Origin of the sequence: Desulfovibrio sp., from assembly GCF_018379785.1 — a bacterium.
Taxonomy (GTDB): domain Bacteria; phylum Desulfobacterota; class Desulfovibrionia; order Desulfovibrionales; family Desulfovibrionaceae; genus Desulfovibrio.
Genome location: NZ_JAGZUV010000048.1, coordinates 21,122 through 38,490, shown reverse-complemented (window position 1 = coordinate 38,490; position 17,369 = coordinate 21,122). Strand labels below are relative to the sequence as shown.

Annotated in this window: 11 protein-coding genes and 1 pseudogene; all 12 read left to right on the top strand. The window is 61.1% G+C overall.

Features of this window, described 5'->3' with window-relative positions:
* Positions 1 to 285: 285 nt before the first annotated feature.
* The 12 genes and pseudogenes from ftsH (at position 286) to KH208_RS10745 (ending at position 17,179) form a co-directional block, all read left to right on the top strand.
* A pseudogene (gene ftsH / locus KH208_RS10800) lies at positions 286 to 2,281 on the top strand (ATP-dependent zinc metalloprotease FtsH).
* Entirely contained in the window at positions 2,259 to 3,161 is a 903-nt protein-coding gene (folP, locus tag KH208_RS10795; RefSeq protein ID WP_291436199.1) for a dihydropteroate synthase, read from the top strand. Before ftsH ends, folP begins: the two are co-directional and overlap by 23 nt.
* A gap of 10 nt (positions 3,162 to 3,171) precedes the next feature.
* The gene (locus tag KH208_RS10790) at positions 3,172 to 4,506 is read left to right on the top strand and encodes a sensor domain-containing diguanylate cyclase (RefSeq protein ID WP_291436197.1); all 1,335 of its coding nucleotides are present in this window, start codon (positions 3,172 to 3,174) and stop codon (positions 4,504 to 4,506) included.
* A gap of 30 nt (positions 4,507 to 4,536) precedes the next feature.
* The gene (gene cdaA, locus KH208_RS10785; protein ID WP_008685170.1) at positions 4,537 to 5,271 is read left to right on the top strand and encodes a diadenylate cyclase CdaA; all 735 of its coding nucleotides are present in this window, start codon (positions 4,537 to 4,539) and stop codon (positions 5,269 to 5,271) included.
* Entirely contained in the window at positions 5,258 to 6,199 is a 942-nt protein-coding gene (locus tag KH208_RS10780) for a CdaR family protein (protein WP_291436196.1), read from the top strand. Before cdaA ends, KH208_RS10780 begins: the two co-directional genes overlap by 14 nt.
* 269 nt (positions 6,200 to 6,468) lie before the next feature.
* On the top strand, positions 6,469 to 7,821 hold the full coding sequence (gene glmM / locus KH208_RS10775) for a phosphoglucosamine mutase (RefSeq protein ID WP_291436195.1): 1,353 nt from the start codon (positions 6,469 to 6,471) through the stop codon (positions 7,819 to 7,821).
* 548 nt (positions 7,822 to 8,369) lie between these two features.
* Positions 8,370 to 9,242: a UTP--glucose-1-phosphate uridylyltransferase GalU gene (gene galU / locus KH208_RS10770; protein WP_291436193.1), complete on the top strand. Its 873-nt coding sequence runs from the start codon at positions 8,370 to 8,372 to the stop codon at positions 9,240 to 9,242.
* A gap of 383 nt (positions 9,243 to 9,625) precedes the next feature.
* On the top strand, positions 9,626 to 11,995 hold the full coding sequence (priA, locus tag KH208_RS10765; RefSeq protein ID WP_291436191.1) for a primosomal protein N': 2,370 nt from the start codon (positions 9,626 to 9,628) through the stop codon (positions 11,993 to 11,995).
* Between the two features lie 148 nt (positions 11,996 to 12,143).
* The gene (locus KH208_RS10760) at positions 12,144 to 13,379 is read left to right on the top strand and encodes an OmpP1/FadL family transporter (protein ID WP_291436189.1); all 1,236 of its coding nucleotides are present in this window, start codon (positions 12,144 to 12,146) and stop codon (positions 13,377 to 13,379) included.
* Between the two features lie 272 nt (positions 13,380 to 13,651).
* On the top strand, positions 13,652 to 14,329 hold the full coding sequence (locus KH208_RS10755; protein WP_291436187.1) for an outer membrane beta-barrel protein: 678 nt from the start codon (positions 13,652 to 13,654) through the stop codon (positions 14,327 to 14,329).
* Positions 14,330 to 14,560: 231 nt separating this feature from the next.
* Complete coding sequence (locus KH208_RS10750) at positions 14,561 to 15,220, top strand: outer membrane protein (RefSeq protein ID WP_291436185.1); 660 nt, start codon at positions 14,561 to 14,563, stop codon at positions 15,218 to 15,220.
* 573 nt (positions 15,221 to 15,793) lie between these two features.
* Entirely contained in the window at positions 15,794 to 17,179 is a 1,386-nt protein-coding gene (locus KH208_RS10745; protein ID WP_291436184.1) for a DnaA/Hda family protein, read from the top strand.
* Positions 17,180 to 17,369: the final 190 nt, after the last annotated feature.

Here is a 17,369-nt window from a genome sequence, read left to right as displayed (position 1 = left end):
CTCTTGATATGTTGAACAAATCTCTTGCACTATTTCAAAGATTCCGAGTTAATGGTAGTATTGAAGAACTTTTATCATTGTTAAGGTGAATGTCTCCCCGGGGCCGGGCCATTGCCAAGCCCACCGGGAATGTTATATTCTATAAGCTAAGCACTGGCCGGAACGGCCCCGGTTGATCTGATTTGACACCGGGCGCATGCAGGTAGTATTTTCCCGCCCCAGGCCGGACATGGAACCGGCTTTGGCCGCGCCGCTCGGCGCGTTGAAATCGTAACGGAGGCAGCGTTGAATCAGTTCAGTCGCAACCTGATGCTGTGGGCGATTATCGTCCTGGCGATGGTCATGCTTTTTAATATGTTCCAGCAACCGCAGGCCGGTCTGCAGCGGGTGCCCTACACGGAATTCCTCAACCGGGTGAACGACGGGCAGGTGTTGTCCGTGACCATCCAGGGGCACACGCTCACGGGCAAGACCTCGGACAACAAGAGCATCCAGACCTATGCCCCGCAGGATTCGGGCCTGGTCAACCGGCTTATTGAGAAAAAAGTGGAAATCAAGGCCGAGCCGCCGGAAGAGTCGCCCTGGTACATGACCCTCCTGGTTTCCTGGTTTCCCATGCTGTTGCTCATCGGCGTCTGGATTTTCTTCATGCGCCAGATGCAGAGCGGCGGCGGCAAAGCCATGAGTTTCGGCCGTTCCAGAACTTTCGGAAGTGGTGGAGTTCCTCTCCAATCCCAAAAAGTTCACCCGCCTGGGCGGGCGCATTCCCAAGGGCGTTCTGCTGGTGGGCCCTCCCGGCACGGGTAAAACCCTGCTGGCGCGCGCCGTGGCCGGTGAGGCCGGGGTGCCGTTCTTTTCCATTTCCGGCTCGGACTTTGTGGAAATGTTCGTGGGCGTGGGCGCTTCGCGCGTGCGCGACCTCTTTGTGCAGGGCAAGAAAAACGCGCCCTGCCTGATCTTTATTGACGAAATCGACGCTGTGGGCCGCCAGCGCGGCGCCGGGCTCGGCGGCGGTCATGACGAGCGCGAGCAGACCCTGAACCAGTTGCTCGTGGAAATGGACGGTTTTGAAAGCAATGAGGGCGTCATCCTCATCGCGGCCACCAACCGTCCGGACGTGCTGGACCCGGCCCTGTTGCGGCCCGGCCGTTTCGACCGCCAGGTGGTGGTGCCCACGCCGGATCTGCGCGGCCGCCGCCGCATCCTTGAAGTGCACACCAAGCGCACGCCCCTGGATTCGGATGTGGACCTGGAAGTGCTGGCCCGCGGCACGCCGGGCTTTTCCGGCGCGGATCTGGAAAACCTAGTCAACGAGGCGGCCCTGCAGGCGGCCAAGCTGAACCAGGACAAGCTGGACATGCGCGATTTTGAATTCGCCAAGGACAAGGTGCTCATGGGCCGTGAGCGGCGCAGCCTGATTCTCTCGGACGAGGAGAAGCGGATCACCGCCTACCATGAAGGCGGCCATGCCCTGGCCGCCCGGCTGCTGCCCGGTTCCGACCCGGTGCACAAGGTCACCATTATCCCGCGCGGCCGCGCCCTGGGCGTGACCATGCAGCTGCCCGAGGAAGACCGCCACGGTTATTCCCGCAGCTACCTGAAAAACAACCTGGTGGTGCTGTTGGGCGGCCGTGTGGCCGAGGAACTGATCTTCGACGACATCACCACCGGCGCGTCCAACGACATTGAGCGCGTCACCCGCATGGCCCGCAAGATGGTCTGCGAGTGGGGCATGAGCGAAGCCGTGGGCACGCTGTCCATCGGCGAGACCGGCGAAGAAGTCTTTATCGGCCGCGAATGGGTCCAGAACAAGAACTTCAGCGAGGACACGGCCCGCCTGGTGGACGCCGAGGTCAAACGCATCGTGGAAGAAGCCCACAGCCGTTGCCGCAAGCTCCTCCAGGACAATGAAGAAATCCTGCACCGCATTGCGCGCGCCCTGCTGGATCGGGAGACCATCACCGGCGACGAGCTGGATCTTCTGATGGACAACAAGGAACTGCCGCCCCTGGACGTCAACGGCAAGCCTCTGAAAAATTCTCCGCCCGACGCTCCGAAAAGCCGGGACAAGGGCGGCGATTTCGTTCTGGAACCGGACACCGGGGCAACGGAGGCTTCCGGCGACACGGCGGAAGCCGACAAAAAAAATGCCGCCTTGCCGCCGGATGGTCTGGCGCGTCCGGAAGAGGACGTATCGGCCGCCCAGACTGATCAGCCTGATCAGGCAGGCCAGGCGGGGCAGGAAGGTCCTGCCGACCATGCGGATCGGAACAAGCAGTAATGAGCGGGGCGCGTCCGGCACGGGCGCGCCCTGGCTGGTGAGCGGGGGCAGGGCGCTGACGGCGTCCGCCCCTTTCGGCGTCATGGGCATTGTCAACCTGACGCCGGACTCTTTTTATGACGGCGGCATGCACGCCGCTCCCCATGCGGGCTTGGCGCACGCCCTGCGCCTGCATGCCCAGGGCGCGGACATTCTGGACCTGGGCGCGGAATCCTCCCGCCCCGGCGCGGCGGAGCTGAGCCCCGCTACGGAACTGGCCCGTCTTTTGCCCGTGCTGGCCGGTCTGCGGCAACGCGCGCCCGGCGCGGCCATTTCCGTGGATACCTATCACGCGGCCACCGCTGCCGCGGCCCTGGAGCAGGGGGCCGTGATCATCAACGACATTTCGGCCTGCGCCTTCGATCCGGAACTGCTGGACGTGCTGGTCCAGTACAAGCCGGGCTATGTGTTGATGCACAGCCAGGGGCGCCCGGCGCACATGCAGCGCGACCCGCGCTATGACGACGTGCGCCGTGACGTGCTGGAGTTTTTCGAGCGCCAACTGGCGCGTCTGAGCGCCGCCGGGCTGCCGGAAAACCGCATCGTGCTGGACCCCGGCATTGGTTTCGGCAAGACGCTGGAACATAATCTGGCCCTGCTGTCCCATCCGGAGGACTGGCTGGCCTTCGGCAGGCCGGTGCTCATGGGCCTGTCCATGAAATCCGTATTCGGCGGTCTGCTGGGGTTGCCGCCGTCGGCGCGGGGCGCGGTCACCCAGACGGCCACGGCCCTGCTCTGGAGTCGGGGCGTATTCTGGCACCGGGTCCATGATGTGGCCGCCGCCCGCCGGAGCCTGGCGGTGGCAGCCGCGTTTTCTCCCGACAGCTGCCCGATTGAATAAAGGATTCCACGTGTTCAAAAGTAGCGGAATATCCAAACGGGCCGCCGTCTCCTTCGTCATTCTGCTGATCTTGTGCAGTTTTGCCGTCTATTTACTGGTGGAGCGGAAGTACCAGATTGAATACATCAAGATGGAAAGGATCATTCTCAACCAGAGCAACAAGCTCACGAATGTCCTTTCCAAGCTGTTGTATAAAACGCAAACTCTTGCCGCCCTGGTCATCCAGCACAGCGGCCGGGTGGAGAATTTCGAAAAGGTGGCCGCCACACTGCTGGACGACCCGGCCATCCTGAATGTGCTGGTGGCGCCGGGCGGCGTGGTGAGCGCCGTCTACCCCCGCGAAGGCAATGAGGCAGTGCTGGGCCTGAATTTTTTTGCTCAGGGCGCGGGCAATCAGGAAGCCGTGGAGGCCAGAAACACGGGTCGGCTGGTTCTGGGCGGCCCGTTCCCCCTGGTGCAGGGAGGCGAAGCTCTGGTGGGCCGCCTGCCCGTGTACATGGATGACGGCAAGGGCGGAAAGCTGTTCTGGGGCCTGGTTTCCGTCACCCTGAAATTTCCGCAGGCTCTGGCCGCCGCCGAACTGGACAAACTGGCCGAGCTGGGCCTGGCCTATGAAATCTGGCGGATCAGCCCGGACACCAATAAAAAGCAGATCATCGCGCACAGCGGCTACTATTACAATAAAGACGCGCCCTATCTGGAAGTGCCGCTCACCATTTTCAACGCCCATTGGTTCTTCCGCGTTTCTCCCGTCAAGCTCTGGTATCAGTATCCCGAATCCTGGCTGTACATCTGCTTCGGCGTGCTGGTCAGCTTTCTGCTGGCCATGCTGGTCCAGCATAATTACGACCTGCGCCGTATTCGCGGCCAACTGGAAGGCATGGCCTATCAGGACTCCCTGACCGGCGTTCTCAACCGGCGCGGCCTGTTTGAAAAACTGGCGGATCTGACCGATGACTCTGGCCGGACGTTCTGTTTGTATTATCTGGACCTGAATCAATTCAAACCCATCAATGACACCTACGGGCATAGTGTCGGCGACCGGGTTTTGCAGATTTTCGCGGAACAGGTCCAGAGCCACATGAATATCCCGCATCTTTTCGCCCGCATCGGCGGCGACGAGTTCATCCTCATTGTTCAGGGCGCGGAACACGAGGAAAAAACCGAGAAACTCCTCGGCGATATTCGCGAGGCCCTGCGAAGCCGGGCTGTTGCGGACGGCGACGACATCCGCATTTCCTTCAGCGTGGGCAAGGCCGTCTATCCCCGCGACGGGAAAAACATCGATGCGCTGATAGCCCATGCGGACGGCGGCATGTACAAAGAGAAACGCGCCCGGGCCTGAACCGGCGCGTCTGTATAAGGAAGCCATACGGTGTTTGAGCATTTTGTTTTCGACTGGCGCGACCTGCTGGATATTGCTCTGGTCAGCGCGCTGCTTTATCAGGTCATCCAGCTTCTGCGCGGTTCCCGCGCTCTGGCCGTACTTACCGGCCTGGGCTTGCTGACTCTGCTGTATTTCATGTCCAGGACCATGGGCCTGTATACGCTCACCTGGCTTTTGCAGCATATCTTCAGTTCACTGTTCATCCTCATTGTGGTCATTTTCCAGGCCGACATCCGCCAGGCTCTGGGCGAAATGGGCGCGCACCGGCTGTTCCGCCGGCGCGAGCTCAAGCAGGGCGGTGTGGAGGAAGTGGTCATGGCCTGCGTGGAAATGGCCCGCCTGCGCGTGGGCGCGCTCATCGTCATTGAGCGCAGCATGCGTCTGGGGGACATGATCAAGCGCGAAGGCGTGCGGGTGGATGCCCAGCTCTCCCGTCAACTGCTCATGAATATTTTTTATCCCAAAGCGCCGCTGCACGACGGCGCGGTGGTCATCAGCCGCGGACGGATCATGGCGGCGGCCTGTATTCTGCCGCTGGCCGTGGCCAAGGGCCAGAATTTCGGCACGCGCCACCGGGCGGCTCTGGGCATCACTCAGGAAAGCGACGCCGTGGCCGTTGTCGTGTCCGAGGAGCGCGGCGAGATTTCCGTGGCCATGAAGGGAGAGCTGGTGCGCTCCCTCGACGCCACGCGCTTAAGGCAGGTGCTCAATGAAATCCTCTGAGAACAACGGCCGTCTGCGCCGCGCGCCGCATCTGCTTTCGCTGCTGGTGGCCGTGCTGGCCGCCGTGGGCATGTGGTACGTGGTCAGCGTGCGCGACCGCCTGGAAGCACAGGTGGAAGTGAATATCGACTATTACGGCATTCCGCCCAATCTGGTGGTCACCGACGGCCTGATCAGCAAGATCACGGTGCGCCTGCGCGGGCCGGAAACCTTGCTGCGCTCCATCCCCCAGCAGCGTCTGACCCAGGCCGTGGACCTTTCGGACATCAAAAAAGGCGTCACTGTGGTGCCCCTGGGCGGCGACAATCTGGGGCCCACCTTCCGGGCTTTCGAGTTGGTGGACATCCAGCCGCCGCGCATCGTCATCAAGGCCGACACGCTCATGGAACGCAGCGTGCCGTTGCGCACCATTGTGGATTCACCCCTGCGCGGCGGGGCGCTGACCGTGGAAAACGTCAGCGTGTCGCCGGCCACCGTGGTGTTGCGCGGGCCCGAGGATGTGGTTTCGGACATTTCCAGCGTGCCGTTGACCATCATGCTTGATCCCAAGGCGGCGGGCACTACCGTGCACCAGATCATCACCCTGGACACGCCCAGCCTGGTCACCGCCAATCCGCCCTCGGTGCGCGTGCAGTACACCATCACCAGCGGCCGCACCGTGGTTTCGCGGCGCTGCAAGGTGGAGCTGGCCGGAGAAAACCGTCGCCAGTACACGGTGGAACCCGAGGAAGTGACGGTGCTGGTGGAGGTGCCCGAGGCCCTGGCCAAGAGCGCCCGCTATCTGGGGCAGCTGGAGGTCAGCGTCACGCCTCCCGCGCTGGAGCCGGAACAGAGCAAAAAGGTCGAACTGCGCTTTCGCCTGCCCGAAGGCATGACGCTCTTGAATCCGGCCACTGAAGAAGTTACGGTTTCCCGCAAGAAAAAATAGCCCTCGGGCTGTTTCCAAATTAGGGAGTTTTGCGTCTCCAGCGAGGAAAACGAGCTTTTTACGACGGGAGTACACTCTTGCCTCAGTCGTTGCAGCGAAGCTGCTTACGAATGAAGACAGCAGCGATCTGGTATTCGACCAGAGTGAAAAGCGACGTTTGACGAAGCTGGAAGGTAAAAGAAACAATTTGGAAACAGCCCCGAGGCTTCGCACGGAACATGCGCATGTCGGCAATGCGCCGATGTTCCGGAAGCACAAAAGGAGATTCCATGGCTGAACGTCTTTTCGGCACGGACGGCCTGCGCGGCACGGTGAACAACGCGCCCATGACCGTGGATGTGGCCCTGCGCCTGGGTCTGGCCGCCGGGGTGCGCTTCCGGCGCGGCCCGCACCAGCACAAGGTGGTCATCGGCAAGGACACGCGGCTTTCCGGCTATATGTTCGAATCCGCGCTCACGGCCGGGCTGTGCGCGGCGGGCATGCACGTGATCATGACCGGCCCGCTGCCCACGCCCGCCATCTCTTTTCTGACGCGCAGCATGCGGGCTGATCTGGGCGTGGTGATCTCCGCCTCGCACAATCCCTTTTTCGACAACGGCATTAAATTTTTCGACGCCGACGGCTACAAACTGCCGGACCAGACCGAAAATGAAATTGCGGAAATGGTCCTCAATCCGGATATGGCCTGGCCTTATCCGGACCCGCGCCAGGTGGGCCGGGCCACCAAGATCGAGGACGCCGGAGGACGCTACATCGTCTACACCAAGAGCTGCTTCCCGACCCAATTGACCCTCTCCGGCCTGCGCATCGTGGTGGACTGCGCCAACGGCGCCAGCTACAAAGTGGCCCCGCTGGCCTTGGAGGAACTGGGAGCCGAGGTCTTCCGGCTGAGTACCGCGCCCGACGGCATGAATATCAACGACCACTGCGGTTCGCTCTATCCCGAAATGGTGGCGGCCAAGGTGCGCGAGGTGCGCGCCGACGTGGGCCTGGCCCTGGACGGCGATGCCGATCGCCTGATTGTGGTGGACGAGCACGGCAATGTCCTGGACGGCGACCAGCTCATGGCCCTCTGCGCCCAGGCCATGATGGCGCGGGGAGAACTGCCGGGCAACATGCTGGTGGCCACGGTCATGAGCAACCTGGCCCTGGAGATCTTCATGCGCGAGCACGGCGGCACGCTGCTGCGCACCAAGGTGGGCGACCGCTACGTGGTGGAAGCCATGCGCCGCGAGGGAGCCATGCTCGGCGGCGAGCAGTCCGGGCATCTGATTTTCCGGGGCTACAGCACCACGGGCGACGGTCTGCTGGCTGCCCTCCAGATCCTGCGGATCATGCGCGAAAAGGAAAAACCGCTCTCCGAACTGGCGGGCCTGCTTACGCCCTTTCCCCAGAAGCTCGTTAACGTACGGGTGGAAAAGCGCCTGCCCTTTGAAGAGCGGCCGGCCATCGGCGAAGCCGTGGCCAAGGTGGAAAAGGAACTGGCCGGGCGGGGCCGGGTGCTGCTGCGCTACTCGGGCACCGAGGCCCTCTGCCGGATCATGGTGGAAGGCGAGGACGGGGATAAGGTCAAGGCCTTTGCCGCGGACCTGGCGGATGTGGTTGCCCGTGAACTGCGCTGAGAGGATATCGCCGACAGGTTTCCAGAGCATTTCAAATGTGAAATGCTCTGGAAAAGCGGTCACGGCTTGGGCGGCATGGATCGGCAGCCCCGGGTCGTGGCTGTTTTTTTATCTTCCCACTTATGCCGTAACGCGCCGGAGAGAGCGTGCCTTTTGCCGGGATTTTGAAGCGTTTCTTCTGGAATCCCCGGCTGCGGCCGCCGTTTATTCAGACAGGAATGTTTCATTCCGGACAGTGCAGACGGTCAGGTTACGGCCGCAACAGTTCACGGACCTTGTCGGGAGACGACATACAGCTTTCAAGAGACGCTCCGCGCCCGCGCGGCCGGGAAAATGCGTTTTTCTCTTGCGCTTGTCAGGCTTTTGGCTGATTATGAACTTGAAGCATATCCGGCGCGCCGTGGAATAGTCGGGATTTTTTATAACGGAGCGCCGCCCGGCCGGAGTTCAACGTCAGGGGGCCGTCAAGGGGCGTCGGCTTCTGGCCGTGACCCCGCCCTCCTGAGGTTCCGACGCTGTTTTGCACTCATACATGAGCGGAGGCGCGCATGAAGGATATTCGCAAAGTGATCATTCCCGTGGCCGGTTGGGGTACGCGTTCATTGCCCGCGACCAAGAACATTCCCAAGGAAATGCTGCCCATCTACAACAAGCCCGTCATCCAGTATGTGGTGGAGGAGGCTCAGCGCGCGAAAATCCAGGATGTGATCTTTGTGACCAACCGCGACAAAAGCGTCATTGAGGATCACTTCGACTACAATCTCCAATTGGAGGCGGTGCTCGAACGCGCGGGCAAGCTGGACAAGCTCAGGGAAGTGCGGCAGGTGGCCGAGATGGTCAACATCATGTCCGTGCGCCAGAAAAAGCAGCTCGGCCTTGGGCATGCGGTGCTCTGCGCCCGCGAACTGGTGCGCGACGACCCCTTTGCGATCATGGTGGGCGACGATCTGATGTTCGGCGGCGTGCCGGGCATCGGCCAACTCATTGAAGTTGCCATGGCCGAGAAAATGCCGGTCATCGGCGTCATGGAAGTGCCTTGGGAAAAGGTCAGCCGCTACGGCATTATTGACGGCGAGGAAGTGGCCCCCGGCGTTTTCCGGGTGCGCGACATGGTGGAAAAGCCCAAGCGCGAGGCCGCGCCTTCGCGGATGGCGATCGTGGGCCGCTATGTGCTCACGCCGGAGATTTTCGACTATCTGGAAAAGGTGCAGCCGGGCCACGGCGGCGAAATCCAGCTTACCGACGCCCTGCAGGCCATGGCCCAGGATCGCGGCATGATGGCCGTGCGCATGTCGGGCATGCGTTTTGACGCCGGTGACTGGGCCGAATTTCTGACGGCCAATATCTACTTCGCCCTGCAGGACGAGGAACTGCGTTACGAACTGCTGGGATTGCTCAAGAATTTCGTCCAGTTCCAGTAGCGTCGCGCCAAGCGACACTGTCGCAGACCCGCAAGGGGGGGCGCGCCGCCGCAGGCGGCGCAAGCACAGCAAAAGCCGCGCTTTTTGCTGTGCGATCTTCACGTTGAACCGACAGGTGAGGCGTGACATCTCAAGAGGGTTTGTCCTTCAAAGTGCTTTTTTCCCCTGGCTGTGCCGGGAGCCCATTGCGGCCCAGGTTCGTACCGGAATGTACTGCCCCTGGTCCGCAATGGGCTCCTTTCTTGCCGGAGAACAAAAATATTCATGACTCAGTGCTTCCCCAAATTCTTTTTTTGAGAAACAAGCCCTTGGGCTTGGAAAGCCCGTTTCTGTTTCGAATCTTCAGAACGTCAGCCGGGGAATGGTGAGGTAACGGTTTTTTCATGTATGCCAGCGTCGCCCTGTTAAGCCCTCCCTATGCCTGCCTGACCTATGCGCTGCCGCCGGAATTTCCGGAGGCATTCTGGCAGACCGGCCTGCGTCTGGCCGTGCCCTTGGGCCGGGGAGAGCAGGGGGCTCTGCGGGCGGCGGTTGTGTTGAGCGTGAGCCCCACAACGGACCTGCCGGAAAACGTGGCCTGCAAGACGGTCTGCTGGCCTCTGGAAAATGAAGCCCTGCTGCCGCCGGACCTGCTGGCTCTGGCGCTGGATCTGGCCCGTCGCCAGGGCGTGGAGCCGGGACATATCCTGGGCCATGTGCTGCCGCTGGGGATGCGCAGCACGCGCGTCCGCCTGCACCGCCTGGAAGCGGGCCGCGCCTCGGCGCTGAGCCTGCGGCAGATCCGCGAAATTCAGCCGGAAGAACGCCGTGAACTGGCGCAGGCGCTCTGCGCGGGCGCGGCCCGTATGCTGGCTCCCGGCGCGGACGCGGCCAGCGAGGAATTTTGTCTCCTGCGCGCGGACCCGCCCTGGCCTGTGCGGCCTTCGGCCACGCGCCAGATCGAGGTATTGGAATTCCTGCACGAACACGGGGCCGTGAGCCGCCGCCGCTTGCTGCAAAGCCTGGGGCAGGCCGCGGCCCCGGCTCTGCAAAGCCTGCTCAGGGCCGGACACCTGGCGCTTACGCGCGAGGAAAGCGGGGAAGAAGAGGAGCAGGACCTGCTGCCGCCCCCGCCGACGCCTTTCAGTCTCAATGCGGACCAGGCTGCGGCCCTGGACGGTCTGCGCGCGGCCCTGGACGAGGACGCGGCGGCCTCCCGCCTGCTCTACGGCGTTACGGGCAGCGGCAAGACCGCCGTATATCTGGAGCTGGCAAAAATGTGCCTGGCTCAAGGCAAAAGCCTCTTGCTGCTGGCTCCGGAAGTGGCGCTGGCCCACAAGCTGCGCCGTGACGCGGCCTGTTCCCTGCCGGACGCGCCGCTCTTTTTTTACCACGGTTATCAGTCTCCGGCCCGGCGCGAGGCCACTTTCCGCGCTCTGGCCGTCCGGCGCGACCCCTGCCTGGTGGTGGGCACGCGCTCGGCTCTTTTTCTGCCCGTGCCCCGGCTGGGCTGCGTGGTGCTGGACGAAGAGCACGACGGCTCCTTCAAACAGGATGAAAGCCTTTCCTACCAGGCCAAGGAAGTGGCCTGGTTCCGCATGGCCCAGACGCGCGGCCTGCTGCTGCTGGGCTCGGCCACGCCGGACGTTAAGACATTTTACGCGGCGGAAAACGGCCATCTGCCTCTCCTGCGCCTGCCGAGCCGGGTGGGCGGCAAGCCTTTGCCCCCGGTGGAACTGATCGATATCAGCACAGTGTCTCCGGTCGTCTCCGCGCCGGACGGGGTCGGCCTGCTGGCCCCGCAGAGTGAAGCGGCCCTGCGCGAAACCCTGGACAGGGGAGAGCAGGCCGTGGTTCTGCTCAACCGGCGCGGCTACGCGCCCCTGATGTACTGTCTGGACTGCAACAGCACCCTGCGCTGCCCGCAGTGCGAGATCGGGCTCACCTACCATAAGGGGCGTGAAAAGCTGGTCTGCCACTATTGCGGCTATACCCGGCCCTTTCCTTCGCCCTGCCCGCAGTGCAAGGGCATGAACTTTCTGCCCCTGGGCGAGGGCACCGAGCGTCTGGCCGAGCGTCTGAGCGTGCTGGCCGGGCGGCCCGTGCTGCGTCTGGACCGCGACAGCACCCGCCGTCCGGGCCGCATGGAGGAAATCCTGGCCGCCTTTGCCCGGCAGGAAGCGCCCATTCTGGTGGGCACCCAGATGCTCTCCAAGGGGCATCATTTCCCGCAGGTGACTCTGGCCGTGGTGGCCGACGGCGACCTGGGCCTGAATTTGCCCGACTACCGGGCGGCCGAGCGCACCTTTCAGCTCCTGGTCCAGTCCGCGGGCCGGGCCGGGCGGGGCGAAAAGCCGGGCCGGGTGCTGATCCAGACCCGCGACGTCAGCCATTATTGCTGGCAATATGTGCAAGCGGGCGATTACGAGGGATTTTACGCGGCGGAACTGGCGCGGCGGCGTTTGCGGCGCTATCCGCCCTTTGTGCGCCTGGCTTTGATCCGCATGTCTTTCAGCGTGGAGGAAAAAAACGGGCCCGCCGCCCTGAACGAACTGGCCACCGCCCTGCGCGTTCGGGCGCGTGAACTCGACGTCCAGATGCTGGGCCCCGCGCCCGCTCCCCTGGCCCTGCTGCGGGGGCGGCGGCGCTTTCATTGCCTGCTCAAGGCCGGGGACTGGCAGGCCCTGCGCCGGCTCTATTTTTTCGCCCGAAGCCGGAAAGCCGCCGCGCTGTTGCGACTTTTCCTTGACCTTGATCCTGTTAATATGCTGTGATTGCAGACATACTTTTTGAGGAACGGGTGATGCCATCCGTTCCATGCCGTCCGCGCCGCGCGGAAAGAGACTGTGGGCTTTTTCCGCAATGGGGGAGTGCGCGCGGCGTTTGTCCGGCTTGTAGTGCAAAAAATGCTCTGGGGGAAAAATGAGGGTTCTGCGAGTTTCCTGTCTCTTGCTCGCCCTTCTGGCGGGCATGGCGTCAACGGTTCTGGCCGAGGGTTTCGCCCTCAATGAATGGAGCGCCAGGGGCGTTTCCCTGGCGGGCGGCATGGTGGGCCGCGCCGACGACGTCTCGGCCCTGGCTTACAATGCGGCGGGCATCACCCAATTGCCGGGCACGCATGTCATGGGCGGTCTGGCCTTCATTGCCCCGATGGGCACCATCGGCACCGAGCACGCCACGGGCATGCAGTACACCACCACCAAACCGGCGGTCTGGCTGGCCCCGCACGGCTATGCCAGCTATCAGCTCAACGACAATGTCTGGCTGGGCATGGGCGTATTCTCGCGCTTCGGCCTGGGCAACAGCTATTCCGGCAACTGGACCGGCAGATACAATCTGTATGACGTGGGCGTGCAGACCATTTCCTTTGTGCCCACCCTGGCCTACAAGATCAACGATATCTTTTCCGTGTCCGTGGGCGTGGAGGCCCTCTACGCCAGCATGTACATGGGCAATAAAATTCCCACGATGACCGCCGCCACTGTTCCGAAAAGTTTTGACAACGACCTCCAACTGGAGGGCACGGGCTGGGGCGTGGGCGCGCATCTGGGCCTGCACATGCGCTTCAACGAGCAATGGTCCGTGGGTCTGGCCTACAAGAGCCAGGTGACGGTCAATCTTTACGGCGATGTGGAATTCGGCTCTCACGAGCAGAATCTGCTCAGAGCGTATCAAAAATTGCCCGAAGCCAGGGACTGCAACGCCCATACCACCCTGCAACTGCCGGACTCCCTGGCGCTGGGCGTGGCCTACAAGCCGCTGGACAATCTGAGCTTCGAGGCCGGAACGGTCTGGACGCGCTGGTCCACCTACAACGCCTTGAACATCTATATGGACAACGGCTACGATTCCATCAGCAACAAGGAATGGCGCGACGGCTGGAATTTCAACGCCAGCGTGGAGTACAAGCCTCTGGACTGGTGGAGCCTGCGGGCGGGCCTGGCCTACGAAACGGCGGTGGTCAACGAGAAGCACGCGGACTTTTTCGTGCCCTCCAGCGGACGCACCATCCTCAGTCTGGGCACGGGCGTGGAGTGGAACAACTGGACCTTGGATACCGACGCCGCGGGCATTCGCGGCGAAACCGGAATCACCGGCGGCAAGTCGGACAATGTGGTGGCCAATATCTATATGTTCTCCGTGGGCTATACATTTTAAAGCCGGACTGCTCGGGCGTCGGCCCGCCATATAAAAACCGGGAGACGTCCGTGGGCGCTTCCCGGTTTTTATATGGCATATGATTTGCATCTTTTTCGGGCGTCCGGCAAAGAATTGGCGCCCTCAAGAGGGAAGGAGCGGCGCGTCGGATTTGGCCGGGCGCGGGAGAAAGTCAAGAATTTTTATAGAAATTCTATTGACAATTTCCGGATTTTGCCCAACTCTCAAAACTCCCTGCGAGCAGAAGGGGAAAAGCATTCAGGAGGACTGTCATGAAACGTATTATTGCCGCTTTGGCGCTTGTGCTGACGCTTGCCCTGCCCGGTCTGGCCGCGGCGGAAGGCACCGGCATGTACCTGGCTCCCAAGTTTCTGATGAGCATTCAGGACACGGGTCGGGTGGAACGCTCATCCGCGTTGGCCGGTACGGGCGTGGACGACTACAGCCAGTTCACTCTGGGCGGCGCGCTGGCCCTGGGGTATGACTTCTGGCCGCAGCAGATGCTGCCCCTGCGCGCGGAAATTGAATTCGCCCTGCGCGGCAACAGCGAAAAGACCTGGAGCGACGGCGGCGTCAATGTGCGCGACGTCAAGGGCACCTGGAACAACTCCACGCTTTTTGCCAACCTGTTCTGGGACTTCCACAACGACAGTGCCTTTACGCCCTATATCGGCGCCGGTCTGGGCTTGGCCTTCAATTACACGGGGTATGATTTTACCACCAATAGTGGCGACAAGTTTTCCGCGGACGACCGTTTCACCAACTTCGCCTGGAACGTGGGCGTGGGCGCGTCGTACAGCTTTAATGAAAATCTCGCCATTGACGCTTCCTACCGTTTCGTCGGCTTGGGCTACAACGAAGTCACGGCTCATGCGGGTAGCAGCAAGTATGAGATCGGCAGCGATCCCTACAACAACGAATTCATGCTGGGTCTGCGTTTCGCTTTCTAAATCCGGTTAAGCCGAACTGATTTTACGGTAAGCGCCCTTTCGTTTACAGCGGGAGGGCGTTTTGTTATGAGTTCTGAAACGTACGCTGTGCGTGAAGAAGCAGGCAACCACCCGCCATGCGGATGGCCTGGATTGGAGGGATTGCGCTTTTCCCATAAAAGCATTGACGCTGCATGGGAAGAATGCAAAGCTCAATTCCAGAGAACCTATTTTATTTTTGGAGGAAGCGATATGAAACGTATTCTGGCGACACTGGCCCTTGTGGTGGCCCTGGCTCTGCCCGGACTGGCTCAGGCCGAAGTGAACGGTGTGTATTTTGCCCCCAAATTCCTGATGTCCATTCAGGACACGGGCAATATTTCCCGCCCCAGCAGTCAACTGTCGGACGAGAGCTACAGCCAGTTCACCCTGGGCGGCGCGCTGGCCGTGGGCTATGACTTCTACCCCCAGCAGCAGATCCCCCTGCGCGCGGAAATTGAATTCGCTCTGCGCGGCAACAGCGAAAAGAGCTGGGATGGCGTGTGGGACGGGGATAACTTCAGCACCAAGGGCCTCTGGAACACTTCCACCCTGTTCCTGAACCTCTACTATGACATTCAGACCGGTACGCCCTTTGTGCCCTACATCGGCGCGGGCGCGGGTCTGGCCTTCAATTATGTGGAATACACGGTGCATAGCGACCGCGGCAACGCCAGTGCCAGCGACAATTTCACCAACTTCGCCTGGAACGTAGGCGCGGGCGTGGCCTACAACTTTAACGAAAACTTCGCCGTGGACCTGGGCTACCGCTTCATGATGATGGGTTACAACGAGGTTTCCATAGGCGGAAGCAACATCAGCAACCAGCCCTACAACAACGAATTCATGTTGGGCCTGCGCTTTACCTTCTAAAGTCCGTTCCGCGAATGCATTACAAAAAGCCCGCCGTATGGCGGGTTTTTTGTTTCCGGTGCATGGCCACGCTGTTTTCGGTGACATGCATTGGGAGTTTGGCATTTCCCGTGAGAAGGCCGCTACTCCCGCAGAGCGGAAGGTTGTGGCCTGTGGCGGCATGATAACAATTTCTGTTATCGCGGGTAGTTAGAAGAGATTTTCTAGAGAAAAAACCCGGCGTGGGGCTCAAAAAACTTTTTTTCCCTCTTGACAATCCGTCCGGCCTTATAGTTCGGAAGCTGTATGGATATGACGAAAAAAACAGCGTATAATTGAGAAAAACAGAGTAAATTTTATGTTTGGTTGTGGAAAAAATATTTCTTACATTGTGTATTATTTTGTGGAACGAAGCGAAAGCCTTGACCCATAAGGCTTTCGCGGCAGCCCCCGTTCTCCGCGAAATTGAAAAATTGATATGTATTTCAAATAATTATTGAGGAAAGTCTTTGGGGAAAGCAAAAGAGGCCACTGGCCCAGAGGGCTGGTAATCCTCCATTGCCCGAGTTCGCGCTTTCAGGCTACAAGGCCCCCATGCGAGATCAATGGGCCGAAATTTCTGAAAATCTCAAGAAAATGCTGGATTCCGGCGTTTTTAAAGTCTGGATCGCCCCTTTGCGCGCCAGGCTGGAGGACGGGGCGTTGTGTCTTGCCGCGCCCAATGCCTTCATGGCCGGTTGGCTGGAAAGCCGGATGCTTTGCACTCTGCGCGAGGCTGCGGCCCCGGTGCTGGGTCTGGCGCCCGAAGCCGTGGACCTGCGCATTGAGATTGCCGGAAATGACCGGAATGCCGCCCCGGAGGCTGCCTCCTCAGCGGATCTTGCCGCGCGGGTTCTGCCGCGGCGGCAGGCCAGCCTGCCCATGCCCGCCGTTGCGCCGGCTTTCCGGCGGGAGGCGGCTTGGCGCTATTGTTTCGAGGATTTTGTGGTGGGGCCCAGCAACAGCGTGGCCGTGGCCGCCGCGCAGGACGTCTGCCGCAACGGCGGCGACGTGCGGACGCTGTTTGTGAACTCCGCCTCGGGCCTCGGCAAGACGCATCTGGCCCAGGCCGTGGGCCAGAGCCTCAGCCGGAACAGCAGCGGCGCGCGCGTGGCCTATCTTACGGCCGAGGAATTCGCCTCGCGTTTTGTGGCCGCCTTGCGCGGCCATGACGTGGAGGCTTTTAAAGGCCGTCTGCGGGAACTGGACGTCCTTCTGCTGGAAGACGTGCATTTTTTCCAGGGCAAGGAGAAAATGCAGGATATGGCCTTGGCCGTGGTCAAAAGCCTGCAGGCCAGGGGAGGCCGGGTCATTTTCACATCCTCGTTTTCACCGCGCGAACTCCAGCGTGTGGACAGCCAGCTTGTCTCGCATTTCTGCTCCGGCATTCTGACCAATATGGGACGCCCCGACGAGGAGATGCGCCGCCACATCCTCACCCGCAAGGCCAGGAGCTTTCAGGTGCTCTTGCCCGATCCGGTCTGTGATCTGCTGGCGAGCCGTCTGCGCGGCGATGTGCGCCAGATGGAATCCTGTCTGAACAGCCTTATTTTCAAGGCCCGCCTGCTCAATTGCGGCCTGAATCTGGATCTGGCCCTGGAAGTGCTCAACCAGTACGCCGGAGTGGAGTGCGGGCCGGATCTGCCCACCATCATCCGCCTGGTTTGCGAAAGCTACGGCCTGGAAGAACGTCAGCTCTGTTCCCGCTCGCGCCGCCGGGAATGCGTGTTGGGCCGTAATACCGTCTACTATCTGGCGCGCAAGCACACCGAGCTCTCCCTGGAGGAAATCGGCGGAACGTTCAATCGCCGCCATTCCACGGTCATCAAGGGCATTACCTCGGTGGAGCGCGAGCTCTCCAAGGAATCCAGCCTGGGCCGCCAGATCGCCAGGGCGGTGGATCTCATTGAGCGCAACGCGGGCCTGGGCGCGGCCCAATAGCGCGCCTCTTTCCCCTTCTTTCATAAAAAATTGTATTTTTCCGTAATCTTGTTGTTTTTTTATTTGTAGTTAGATGGATTGCGGAATGCAGCCTCATTCTTATTATAATATCATGTAATATCGTCTTTGAAAAAAAGAATGCCATCGCTCGGCAGGAAAATGCATGCCGGGCGATGTTTATTTATTTTTT